The 12187-nt window shown below is 58.6% G+C and carries 11 protein-coding genes and 1 tRNA gene; 5 read left to right on the forward strand and 7 right to left on the reverse strand.

Annotated features, from left to right (window positions below; genetic code table 11):
• The first annotated feature begins 87 nt into the window (after positions 1 to 87).
• Positions 88 to 3570, forward strand: coding sequence for a PVC-type heme-binding CxxCH protein (locus M9Q49_RS02795; RefSeq protein ID WP_254507125.1), 3483 nt, complete (start codon positions 88 to 90; stop codon positions 3568 to 3570).
• Positions 3571 to 3576: 6 nt separating this feature from the next.
• On the opposite strand, the gene M9Q49_RS02800 is transcribed toward M9Q49_RS02795, so the two are convergent.
• A tRNA-Arg gene (locus M9Q49_RS02800) sits at positions 3577 to 3650 on the reverse strand.
• A gap of 196 nt (positions 3651 to 3846) precedes the next feature.
• Between M9Q49_RS02800 and M9Q49_RS02805 the strand changes: the two genes are divergently transcribed.
• From M9Q49_RS02805 to M9Q49_RS02820, 4 genes are all read left to right on the forward strand, one after another.
• Positions 3847 to 4773, forward strand: coding sequence for an Lnb N-terminal periplasmic domain-containing protein (locus M9Q49_RS02805; protein ID WP_254507126.1), 927 nt, complete (start codon positions 3847 to 3849; stop codon positions 4771 to 4773).
• Positions 4774 to 4882: 109 nt separating this feature from the next.
• Positions 4883 to 5248, forward strand: a complete 366-nt coding sequence (locus M9Q49_RS02810; RefSeq protein WP_254507127.1) for a hypothetical protein — start codon at positions 4883 to 4885, stop codon at positions 5246 to 5248.
• 72 nt (positions 5249 to 5320) lie between these two features.
• Complete coding sequence (locus tag M9Q49_RS02815; protein ID WP_254507128.1) at positions 5321 to 6256, forward strand: histone deacetylase family protein; 936 nt, start codon at positions 5321 to 5323, stop codon at positions 6254 to 6256.
• Positions 6257 to 6263: 7 nt separating this feature from the next.
• The gene (locus M9Q49_RS02820) at positions 6264 to 6578 is read left to right on the forward strand and encodes a hypothetical protein (RefSeq protein ID WP_254507129.1); all 315 of its coding nucleotides are present in this window, start codon (positions 6264 to 6266) and stop codon (positions 6576 to 6578) included.
• Between the two features lie 5 nt (positions 6579 to 6583).
• On the opposite strand, the gene M9Q49_RS02825 is transcribed toward M9Q49_RS02820, so the two are convergent.
• From M9Q49_RS02825 to M9Q49_RS02850, 6 genes are all read right to left on the reverse strand, one after another.
• Positions 6584 to 6835: a hypothetical protein gene (locus M9Q49_RS02825; RefSeq protein WP_254507130.1), complete on the reverse strand. Its 252-nt coding sequence runs from the start codon at positions 6833 to 6835 to the stop codon at positions 6584 to 6586.
• Between the two features lie 517 nt (positions 6836 to 7352).
• Positions 7353 to 8411: a TIGR03000 domain-containing protein gene (locus M9Q49_RS02830; RefSeq protein WP_254507131.1), complete on the reverse strand. Its 1059-nt coding sequence runs from the start codon at positions 8409 to 8411 to the stop codon at positions 7353 to 7355.
• Positions 8412 to 8597: 186 nt separating this feature from the next.
• Positions 8598 to 9752 (reverse strand): hypothetical protein, encoded by a 1155-nt coding sequence (locus tag M9Q49_RS02835; protein ID WP_254507132.1) that lies wholly within the window; start codon positions 9750 to 9752, stop codon positions 8598 to 8600.
• Positions 9753 to 9762: 10 nt separating this feature from the next.
• Entirely contained in the window at positions 9763 to 10242 is a 480-nt protein-coding gene (locus M9Q49_RS02840) for a glycine cleavage system protein H (protein ID WP_254507133.1), read from the reverse strand.
• Positions 10239 to 11549 (reverse strand): coproporphyrinogen-III oxidase family protein, encoded by a 1311-nt coding sequence (locus tag M9Q49_RS02845; RefSeq protein WP_254507134.1) that lies wholly within the window; start codon positions 11547 to 11549, stop codon positions 10239 to 10241. The genes M9Q49_RS02840 and M9Q49_RS02845 overlap by 4 nt, the downstream gene beginning before the upstream one ends.
• Positions 11550 to 11582: 33 nt before the next feature.
• Complete coding sequence (locus M9Q49_RS02850) at positions 11583 to 12185, reverse strand: Uma2 family endonuclease (RefSeq protein WP_254507135.1); 603 nt, start codon at positions 12183 to 12185, stop codon at positions 11583 to 11585.
• Positions 12186 to 12187: the final 2 nt, after the last annotated feature.

Here is a 12187-nt window from a genome sequence, read left to right on the forward strand (position 1 = left end):
GTAGCTGAATTCGCCAGAATTCAGTGGCACTGAGTTGATTGCAGATCGACTGAATTCTGGCGAATTCAGCTACTTTGAAATCCTTCCATGAAACACCTCTCCCTCCTGTTTGTTGCCCTCCTCCTCGTCGGCGTTTCGCGCGCTGCGTTCGCTGCCGATCCCTTTGCCGAAGGGGTGCGGACCACGCCTTGGTTGTCGCCTGCCGACGAGCAAAAAGCGTTCAAGCTGCCGCCCGGTTTCGAAATCAATCTGGTCGCTGCCGAGCCCGATATTCAAAAGCCGCTGAACATGCAGTTCGACGAGCAGGGCCGCATCTGGCTGACGTGCACGGTCGAATATCCCTACGCCGCGCCCAGCGATCGGCCGGCGAAGGACAGCATTCGTGTGCTGGAAGACACCGACGGCGATGGCCGGTTCGAGAAGATGACCATCTTCGCCGAGGGGCTGAATATTCCGATGGGCATCTATCCGTGGAAGGGTGGCTGCATCGCGTTCAACATTCCGGACATCGTGCATTTCGAAGATACCGATGGCGATCTGAAGTGCGACAAACGGACGAAGCTCTACGGGCCGTTCGACACGACGCGCGATACGCACGGCATGTGCAACGCGTTCCGCCGCGGCTTCGATGGCTGGGTCTATGCCTGCCACGGCTTCAACAACAACAGCAAGGTGAAGGGGGCCGACGGCAACGAAGTGGTGATGAACAGCGGCAACACGTTCCGCTTCAAGCTCGATGGTTCGCGCATCGAAAATTACACCTTCGGCCAGGTGAATCCCTTCGGCATGTGCCTCGACGAGCGGTTCAACATTTTCACCGCCGATTGCCACAGCAAACCCGTTTATCAACTGCTGCTGCATGGGCAGTATCCAGGCTTCGGCCGCAAGGACGACGGCCTCGGTTTCGTGCCGCCGATGATGGAGCATTTGCACGGCAGCACGGCGATCGCCGGCGTGTGCATTTACAGCGGCGATAATTTTCCGGAGAAATATCGCGGCCTGTTCTATAGCGGCAACGTGATGACGAGTCGCATCAACTGCAACGCCGCCGAGTACCACGGCAGCACGATCAAAGCCAAGGAACAGCCCGATTTTCTCAGCACCGAAGATCCGTGGTTCCGCCCGGTCGACATTCACATCGGCCCCGATGGCGGCATGTACATTCTCGATTTCTACAACCGCATCATCGGCCACTACGAAGTGCCGCTGCCCCATCCGGGCCGCGATCGCACGAGCGGCCGCATCTGGCGCGTGACTTACAAAGGTGATGATGCTGCGACCAAACCAGTGAAGATGCCGAAGTCGCTGAAGGGGCTGTCGACTGCCGAGCTGTTGAAAGAGCTCGATAATTCGAACCTGCAGCGCCGCCTGCAAGTGCAACACTATGTGACCGATGTTGTGGGAGCGCCCGCCGCGACCGAAGTGCAAGACTACTTTGCCAAGGTCGGTGAAAAGTCGCCCGGCTATGTACATGGCATGTGGATGGTCGAAGCCCTGCTCAAAGACAAAGCCAACCTGGGCTCGCCGGAAGGGGAGCTCGCTTGGATTCACCATGCGAAAGCTCTCGCCAATCGGGCCACCGCCGATGTCTTCACCGACATCAAGGTTGTCACCGATGCCAAGTCTCCCCCCTTCGCTCGTCGGGCGAGCGCCGACGCGATTGCCATGCATCCGGAGAATGTTCCCGTCGCGGCGCTGCTCGCCGCGCTGCGTGAAGTTCCCGGCGATGACAATCATCTCTCGTATGCGATTCGTCAGGCGCTCAAGAGTCGGCTGCAAGTAGCCAAGTCGCCGGCCGAAGTGCTCGACTGGAAACTGACTGCTGCCCAAATCAACGATCTCGCCCCGATTTGCCTCGCGGTGAATAACGGCGCCGCGGGAACGCTCCTTCTTTCGCAAATCGAGTCGGGCAGTGTCAATCGCGAGCAGATGGCAACCTACATGCAACATGTCGCCAAGAATGCTGCTGGCGATATTGTGGCCCGCGTCGCGCCCATCGCGCAGAAGCAATTGGGTAACGACCTGCCGATGCAAGCGCAGATGATCAGCGCGATCTTTGCGGGCCTGGCCACGCGCGGCGAAGAGCCGAAGCGGGAGCTATTCGACTGGGCCAATGAGGTCGCTATTCAACTGCTTTCGCCGCCAGCAACAGAGGTCTTTTCCTGGCAAGCCGCTGCCGTCGAAGGTGCGCCGCCGTCGCAACAGCCGTGGGTGATTGTCGAGCGGAAGAGCTCGGATAGCGAAGCGAAGCACAAGTTCTACGATAGCTTGGCCCGCGGCGAAACGCTGACCGGCAGCTATCGCAGCTCGGCCTTCGATCTGCCGGAAAAGTTGTCGTTCTGGTGCGCCGGCCATCATGGTGTGCCAGGGGCGAAGGGGAACGATCTGAATAAAATTCTGCTGCGCGACGCGGATACGAAAGAAGTCCTCGCCGAATCGCGGCCGCCGCGTAACGACATCGCGCAGAAGACCGAATGGGATCTGAAGAAGTTCGCCGGCAAGCGGGGCTACATCGAGCTCATCGATGGCGACACCGGCACCGGTTACGCCTGGTTCGCTGTCGGCCGCTTCTCGCTCGCAGCCCTCAATCCCCTGCCGCAAATTGCCAATCAAGCGGCCGGCGCCGAACTCGTCGCGCGATTTAAGCTCACCGGCCTTCGTCCACGCCTGGGCGAATTGCTCGGCAGTGAAAAGACCGATCCTGCCGTTCGCGCCGCAGCCGGTCAGGCCTTTGTCGCGCTCGAAACCGCGGCGCCGAACCGAGCGATTGCGACGGCCCTCGGCAGCACCGAGTTGATCGGCGTCGATCGCGGCCAGTTGCTCAATTCGCTAACGTCCGGCGACGAAAAACAAGTTGCCACCGCACTGCAAACGGTGCTGAAGGCCAGCTCGCTCCGGCTGCAAACATTGATCGCCGAAACGCTGACGAGCGATGCCGGCGGCGTGGAAGTTCTGTTTGCACTCGTCAAAGCGGGGCAAGCTTCGCCGCGGCTGCTGATGCTGCCGGCGATCAATACGCGGCTGCAAACTTTGAAAACACCGAACTGGAAAGAGCAAGTTGCCGAGCTGACTGCCGGTTTGCCGACCGATGCCGAAGCGCGCGACAAATTGATCGCCGAGCGCAAACTGGCCCTCGAAAAGAACATGGCCAGCGGAGTGCGCGGCGGAGAGCTCTTCACCAAGCACTGCGCGGCCTGCCATCAAATCGCCGGCAAGGGAAATGTCGTCGGCCCGCAACTCGACGGCATCGGCCTGCGCGGCCGCGATCGTTTGCTCGAGGACATTCTCGATCCCAACCGCAACGTCGATGTCGCCTTCCGCACGACCACGCTGCAACTCGCCGACGGCCGCGTCCTCAGCGGCTTGTTCCGCCGCGAAGAAGGTGCGTTGCTAGTGCTCGTCGATCCGCAAGGCAAGGAATTCACCGTTCCCAAAGCCGACGTCGAAGAGAAAAAGCAAACCCAACTATCTCTAATGCCAGCGAACGTCGGCGAAACAATCACGCCCACCGATTTCGCGGACCTGGCAACCTACTTGCTGGAACAAAAAACAGCGAAGAAGGCGGAGTAACCGAAGCACCCCCAGCAGGATTCGAACCTGCGACCTGCCGCTTAGAAGGCGGCTGCTCTATCCAGCTGAGCTATAGGGGCGGAAATCGCCGAATGCTGTCGCTGCAAATGACTGCATTCGGCTGCTCGCATTATTCCGGCGATTGATCGACACGTAAAGCGGCGGGAAAGTTCGCTTTCTAGCCGCTGGCGTCTGCTGCTTCAGCCGTTTGCCCTTGTGCGGAGTGGCGGTTTGGGCTAATTCGGCCGCTGTGTATCAGGGTCATGGTGGAAAAGTATGCCTCCGCGCAGCATTCAGCTTGGGCGAGCCAGGACTTCCGCGCTGCGGAAGCATGGCCGTGCTGCGCTTTTGCTGTGCGCCGTCGCGATTTTTTGCGCTACCGCCTGCGGTTGTCGCAGCGGTGCGCCGAACGAGCAGGCGTGGCAGATGCTGTTGCCGGAGATGAATACTCCCTCGAATGACCGGAACTGGATCGTCGAGCACAAGGTGCTGGCTCGCGCCGAGATGAAGGGTGAGCAAATCACCTTGCACAACGTCCGCAATGCCGAGTTCTTTACCTATCGCGATTGCCTGGTCGATTATTACGACAAGACGTTCGCGATCGGCGACGTGCAGAATGTCGACTTCCTGGTTGTCCCCTTCAACGAGCAACGGGCTCTCGCGCACACATTTCTCAGCTTCGGCTTGGCCGATGGTGATCGAGTGGGCGTGTCGGTCGAGGTGCGACTTGAGAAGGGAGAAGAGTACAACCCAATTCCGGGAGCGCTGGGGCAATTTGAGTTGATGTACGTCGTCGCCAGTGAGCAGGATCTGATTCGCGTCCGGGTCGAGCAGCGGAAGTGCGATGTCTATGCGTACCGCGGCAGCGCCACGCCGCAGCAATGCCAGCAACTGCTGATCGACATTCTCCGCCGCGTGAACAAGCTGAACGATACGCCCGAGCTCTACGACTCGATCACGAATAACTGCACGACCAATATCGTGCAGCACATCAATCATCTGGCCCCCGGCAAAATTCCGCAGGACTATCGCGTGCTGTTGCCGGGCTTTAGCGACCAGTTGGCTTACGACCTGAAGCTGATCGATACCAGCCTGCCATTCGAAGAAACCAAACGCCGTGCGCGCGTGAACGACATGGTCCTCAAGTATCGCAACGATCCGAATTTCTCGGCCCGCATTCGAGGCGAACGCGTCGTGCGATAGTTTTCTTTATTTCCGTTGCAGATCAAGCGGCGAAATGTGATCGCTGCATGCTTTGCTACCAGATAGAATGTGTTGTCGAGCTTCGTCGCGCTGCTACGGAGAATAACACATGGCACTCGTGTACGACGGCATGTCCTGCATGTTGTGTGGCAAGCCGATCGACGATTTTTCAGACAGTAGCACTTTCTTTGCGACGACGCGCGTGGGTGGAATGCCAGCGCACCTGGCCTATGACGACTGTGCCGCTCATCAATGCTGCGTCGATGGCTGGCCGCTCAAAGAAGCGTTTGTGCGCGAGTACAACTCGAAATTTCGCAGTCCACAGTTGGCGATCGACAGCAACGGCCACGTTTACCATCACCGAGACTGGACCGAATTTTACTTTTGGGTGTCGCTACCTCTGATGCTCGTGCTCGCGCCAATCTTCTTGTCGATCAGTTGGACTTACGAAAAACTGCGACCACTCCCAAAGTGAAACGCCTGAGTATTCGCTAGGCTGATATCTTCATCGGTTCTGCCTTCTACTTTCTTCCTTCTGCATTTCCCCATGACTCTTCTCTACCACAGCCCGCTGTTTCAAACGCACAAGACCGGCGCTCATCCAGAGAAGCCCGAACGGCTGGCCACCATCGACCGCCATTTGAAAATGGTGGGCATGTACGACCGTGTGAAAGCGGCTGAGTGGAAACCGGCGACGGCCGAGCAAGTGCAGCGGATTCACACGAAGGAGTACGTCGCTGAACTCGAAAAATATGCGAAGACCGGCGGCGGCCGCATCGAAGCCGATACCGTGATGAGCGAGGAGAGCTTCACCGTTGCTCAGCAGGCAGCCGGCGCGGTGTGTGCAGCCGTGGGGGCGGTGCTGAAGAAGGAAGACATGAATGCGATGTGCCTCGTGCGGCCGCCGGGGCATCATGCGCTCGAAAAAAGTGCGATGGGCTTTTGCCTGCTGAACAACGTTGCCATTGCGGCGAAGTGCGCGATCGCCGAGCATCAGCTCGATCGCGTGCTGATCGTCGATTGGGACGTCCATCACGGCAACGGCACGCAGGATGTGTTTTACACCGACGAGCAAGTCTCGTTCTTCTCGATGCACCGCTGGCCGTTCTATCCCGGCACCGGCGACAAGGACGAAACCGGCAGCGGCCGCGGCTTGGGCTTCACCAAGAACGTGCCGATGGCCTTTGGCACGCCGCGCGAAAATATTCTCGCCGCGTTTCAGAAAGAACTCGAAGCTTTCGCTACGAAGACTAAGCCGCAACTTGTGATCATCAGCGCCGGCTTCGACGCCCACATCCGCGACCCGATTGGTTCGCTAGAACTCGAGACCGAGGACTTCCGCACCCTCACCAAAATCGTGCAAGGCGTGGCCGATGCCCACTCCGACGGCAGAATCGTCAGCGCGCTCGAGGGTGGTTACCATCCGCAGCGCTTGGCGGAGTCGGTTGAAGTGCATCTCGATGAGTTGCTGAAGAAGAAATGAGATCTGAATGACACCGACGAGCCTGCTCTCGGCCAAAGCTCGGGCTTTGCTCGAGCGCCGCAATATCACTCCTGGTATTGCCTATTACTGGCGAACGCAATGGCGTCGGCAACTGCTATTCGTCGTGATCTATTTGGCAATGGTCAGCGTGCTCTACGCAGCGCATTGGCATCTGGCCGCGACGCTCATGCTCGGCTTCGTGATCGGCCGCACGGTGCGCGATATTCGCTGGTATCAAACGTTGGCGCGCGAATGGCCCAGCAATGAGGAAATGCTCGACTGGCAGAAGATCGAGCGTCTCGCGGCGGAGGATCCGAGTTAAGCAACCTAAGCCGCCGTCGGCACACGGCGATAGGCGATCAACCGGGCAACTTCACCTTGGCGGCGAAGGCGGTCGAGGCAGATTTGCGCGAGTTGCTGATCGCCAAAGCTGGCCACCAGTTTCCACTGCGGCTGGCCTTCGCTGGTGAGGGCCTGCACGCGAAAGTGCGGGGCCATGCTGCCGGGATAACTCACTTCCAGTAAGGGAGCGGTAGTTAATGCAGCAATGCCGGAGTTCGGCGAAAATAAGGCGGGCATCCGTTCCACTCAATCGAAAAAGAGAACAACCTGCGAACTAAACTCACGCGATCCAGCTCGCAGCCGAACCGCCTTCTTTGCTCATGCTGCCAGCTCAGTGGAACGCAAATCCATTGTGTAATAAGTGAGGATCGGCCAGTGGGTGCCGTTCGGATGAGTGATTCTGTGCGGAATTTGCTGACTAGATAGCCCGACGCGTGAGCGGAAGGGGGGAGTGTGTATGAGCCAACCATCGGCAACGTGCGACAGCACCGAATTCCCGCGGCAACGAAGTAGGCGACGGGAAATCGATTTGCATCCAAATCTGAATCAGCTCTCTCCCGCCTTCTTTGGTGTTGCCACACGATGGTGAACCTGGAGATTACTCGCGACTCGCCTTCCGCTTACGCGTCGGACTACCTGGGTAGATAGTCCGACGACGCATGCCAACTCTGCCGGCAAACGAAAAAAGCCCTTGGATGAAATTCATCCAAGGGCCCTCATTTTCAAACTTTGAACCAGCAACTGCGTACTCGAACTAGCGAGCCGAGGCAACCTTATCGACGGCGAAGAAGGTGACTTCCTTCGTTTCGCCAGCGGCCAGATCGATGACCTTTTCTTCGGTCACGAGCTTGCCATCGCGTTCCATTTCAACGCGAACCTTGTAGCCGCTCCAGCCCTTGCCGGTCGACAGGCCCGTCGTCTTGAAGACGCGGATTTCGCCAGCGGCGGTGGTGGCGTTGCCGGCCAGATAAACCTTGGCTTCGGCAGGCACGCGAACCGTCAGCGAGGTCTCAACCGACTTGGCGGCTTCGAAATCGAAGGCCAGCGAGTTGGTGGCGCCAGCGCGGAGGTCGATCGTCTTGGTTTGTTCCAGAGTCTGGCCATCGCGAACGATTTCGGCCCGCACTTCATAGGCGTAGCTCATGCCGCCAGCCAGGTCACGCGACACGTACTGGCGAACTTCGCCGGTGCTGGTCGTGGCCGTGCCATTGACGAAGATCTTGGCATCGGTCGGCACGCTGACGGTCAACAGGCCTTCGCCACTGCGGAGGCTGGTCATCGGAGCACCGGCAGGAGCTGCAGGTTGAGCCGGAACGACGGGAGCGCCTTCTTGAACTTCAACCGGAGCGTAGTACACGCCGCCACCCGAAGAACCACCGCTCGAACCACCCGAGCTGGACGAACCGCCCGAGCTACCGCCCGACGAGCCACCCGAAGAACCCCAGCTACCGCTCGAACCGCCCGACGAACCACCGCTGCTGCCGTGGTGACGACGCCAGTGGTGACCGCTCGAGCCACCCGAGCTGCCGGACGAACCGCCCGAGCTGCTCGAACCACCCGACGACGAGCTCCAGCTGCCGCTCGAACTGCCCGAAGAACCACCCGAGCTGCCCCAGCTACCGCTGCTGCCGCCCGACGAACCCCAGCTACCGCTCGAACCGCCCGAGCTGCTCGAACCACCCGACGACGAGCTGCCACCACTGCTGTGGTGCCAACGCCAACCGGCAAACGCTTCGTTCGCCTGGCCAACAACCGCAACACCAGCGGCAGCGGCGACCGCAACGAAGCGCAAGGCCTTCAGAGACTTCAACATAACAACCTCGTACTGCAGGAACAAAAGTGTGTGAAACGCGACGTATTCCGAGGAACTTCACCCCGGAGGATAGTCAAGCGTAGCACGCAATTCAAGCAGCTTGGGGTATTTTTAACGGAAGGGTAATTTGGGTCAGGTGGTGATGATTGGGCGGGTTTGGAAAGCAGATGGTGGGGATTGTGCCGATTATTCGGGCGGGTTTGGCATCGCTCGGTTGCCGCTAGCATGTTGCCAGAGCGAGTTGAGAACGGCTGGAACCGCCGCGACGCCAGCCGGCAATAAGGGGGCAAACAGCAAGCCCCAGTAGAAGTTGATGGGCATGCCGACGACGCTGAAGGCGGCAAAATAACTGGCCGCCGTGAAACCCTGCAGCAGCAGTCGCTCGTCTCGGCTGCTGGTGAGACCGAGCAGAGAGAGGAGTAAATAGAGGAAGAGGACTGGCCCGGGGGCGGCGAACAGGAACGCATTGAGTCGCGTGCATAAGAGCACAAAATCGAGGCCGCCGAACTTCAGCCATTGCGTCAGCCCGCCGCCTGCTCCGTTCAGATCGTCTGCCGTCAGCTGAGCCGCAACTTGCCGACTGTGCCAGAAGAGGAAGGCGAAGAACAATGCGATGCCGGCGGACCAACCTGCGGCTTCTTTCCAGCGTCGATGATACGTAGCGAAAACAGCGGCCCAGAAACAATACGGCAGGGCCAGTTCACGAAATAACAACGCGGCAATTCCGGCGCTGATCGCCACGATCCGCCAAGCCGGCTCCTTCCTCGCGATGGTGCCGATCGAAACCAGCATCAAGACCGCGGCCCAGAGTTCCTGCGTGTAAAACGCCAAGCCATCAACCGACCACTTCACCACGCCAATCAGCAGGAACGCCGAGAAGACCGCCGCGGCCAGGCCCTGCGCGGTTTGCTCGGCTTGGAAATGCAGCGTCAGCCCCGCCGCCGCGAGCAGCACCAGCAAACCTTGAATCGCCCAAGGCCCAGGCAACAGCGCGAAGAACCAGGCATATGTCGGCAACCGCCAGTTGAACGTGCTCCGTACAGGAAAGCCGTGCTTGAGTAACTGCGGCTTGACGGTGACGTAGTAATTCTCACCGCGCGCGACGGCGGCGGTGACATCGCGATAGAGTTGCAGATCGGGAGCAACCGGATCGCTGGCAACTTCCGTGGCGGTGTCCGTTTTGACCGGTTGCGTCTCCGGAGCGACATCGCGGGCCGGCAACTTCCCTTTGTTCCACGAGAGGACGCAGCCCACGAGCGCGATAAGCAAGAGAGCAGCGAGAAACACCCTCGCTTGAGCAGGCGACAAATCAGAGCAGCGGTTGGGCATCATGCCGGACATCGCGTAAGCCTTACTCGTTCATCTGCCCCTTGATCGTCCGCTGCGTCACTTCCCACACGGCGGCCAGATGCTGCAAATACTCGGGCGGCGTGAGGAGCGGACTTTTATCAACGGCCGCGGGTTGCATCTCAAACAGCCAACCATTGCCGTACTTGTCGACATTGATCGCCGAGGGATCGGACAGCAACTCGCCGTTGAACTGCAGCAACTCGCCAGCGATGGGTGAGTATAAGCTGCTCTCGGCTTTTTTGCTTTCGATGTTGCCGATCTCCTGCTTTTCCCGCAGCGGCACACCGGCATCGATTGTCCAATCGAGAAAGTAAACGTCCTGCAGCAAACGAACCGCGTAAGCGGAGAAGCCGAAGCGCAGCACTGCATTTGTGCCAGAATCGCCACGTCGCTCGGCCCACATGTGGTTCTTCGCGTAAAGGCGGTCCGTGGGAAACTCCGCGACGAACTTCCCCATCTCAAACGTCAGCGGCTCGCTCAAGTGTAGCGAACCCCTTGATGCTGCGACTCGAAGAACGCCGGCAACAACGCATCGGCATGGAGCAAGCCATCGCGCGTGAGCGTGACACGATCGTTGTCGAACGTCAGCATGCCTTCGGCGACATGTTGCTGCCAAGCATCGCGAAATTCTTCGAGCACGTCGACGCCGTACTTGTTGCGGAAATAGTTGACGTCGAGGTAACCCTTCTTCAGCAGCAGAATCAATTCGCGAATGAGCAACTGATGCTTCGTCGGCCGCAGCGCGCGGAATAACGGCAGCTTGTTGTCCTCGAGCAATGTTTTCGTGTAATCGCCCCACTCGGTTTTGTTTTGATAATGCACGCCCGCCACGTGCCCAAAGCTGGCCACGCCGGTGGCGAGCAGATCGGAGCCCTTCCACAAGTTATCGCGGTAGCTGAAGTTGACCTTTTGCGGATCTTTGACGAGCGTGTAAGCGCTCGAAATGTGATAGCCAACGGCCTGCAGTTCGTCGTACGCGTAGTTCAGCCAGGCCCGCTTTGTCGGCCAATCGGCGACTGGCGTCTCGATTTGATTGCCGAGAATATCCTTTGAGTAAACCGTGTTAAACGGCAACTCCATTTGATAAATCGTCACGCTGTCGGGCGACAGCTCGATCGTCTTCTTGATGCAGTCGCGCCAGTTGTCCCAACTCTCGCCGACCATGCCGCTGATCAGGTCGATGTTAACGTTCGCAAACTGCGCGGCTTGAATCCAACTCCAGGCTTTGTAAACTTCGGCTGAAAGATGCGCTCGGCCGTTCTCCTCCAGCACCGCATCGCTGAAGTTTTCCACGCCCAGGCTCAGTCGCGTTACACCCAGTTCCTTCAGCGTATGAACCTTCGGCTCCGAAAGCGTGCCAGGTTCACATTCAAACGTCACTTCTTCGGCGTGACTCCAGTTCACGTGCTTCCGCAACCGATCGACGAGCGACGTCAACTGCTTGGCACTCAAGAACGACGGCGTGCCGCCACCGAAATAGACGAAGCGAAACGGCCGGCCGCCCATGACGGGCAACTGGCTGACCAGTTCGATCTCTTTCGACAACGCCGAGACGTAATACTCGACATCGTGCGCGTTCTTGTCGGTGTAAACGCGGAAGTAGCAAAACTTGCAGCGTTTGCGACAGAACGGAATGTGCAGATACAGCCCCAGCGGCGTGGCGGTTTGGGGCGGCGAATGGAGCGCAGCTTCCACCTCCGGCAACGCCGCCGTGGTCCACTGCGAGAACGGCGGATAGTTGGAGATGAAGTAACTGCCAACTTCGGTTTTGATAGTTTCGATAGTCACGGGATCTGGGTGAAGTACGTGCGGTGAACTTACTTATACAGGGAGATTTGGCAGGTATTTGAAGAACTCCCGAATGGAGACATTCCATTCGGGAAGAGATTCCGGCAGGAATTGTTTCAAATTGAGTTGATCTTGGAGGTTCAACGTCTGCGGCGAGCGGTTACGGGCATTCAGATAGACGCAGTAATCTTCGAAGTCGACGACGACCACAGCAAGTACATCAGCACCCAGATACTCAGCAACCTTAGTAAGTGTTGCACCGGGGCGATCCGTAGGGCTCAGAACTTCGAACACTATCTCTGGTGAAACAGGCCAATAGCCGAGCGGAGGTTGGTCTTTCGGCAAGCGTACATAGCTACCGAAAGCTGCGTCGGCGCCACGGACTGTATCGGGATTTCGCTTCGTGATAATCCCGCTATCGTTGACGGTCCCATGTCCGACGTCGTACTGGTCGATGTATTTCGTCAGAATTGCGCCGATTGCCAAACACACTTTACCATGTGCCCATTGCGTTGGCGGCATGTCGACAAGCCTTCCACGAACTAGTTCTGATACGCGCCCATCAGTGGCAATCGTCAGCAATTCTGCTGCGGTGATTAGCTTGTCAGTCGGTGGTGGAAGTGATGAAATCGACATGG

Origin of the sequence: Anatilimnocola floriformis (genome assembly GCF_024256385.1) — a bacterium.
Lineage (GTDB): Bacteria > Planctomycetota > Planctomycetia > Pirellulales > Pirellulaceae > Anatilimnocola > Anatilimnocola floriformis.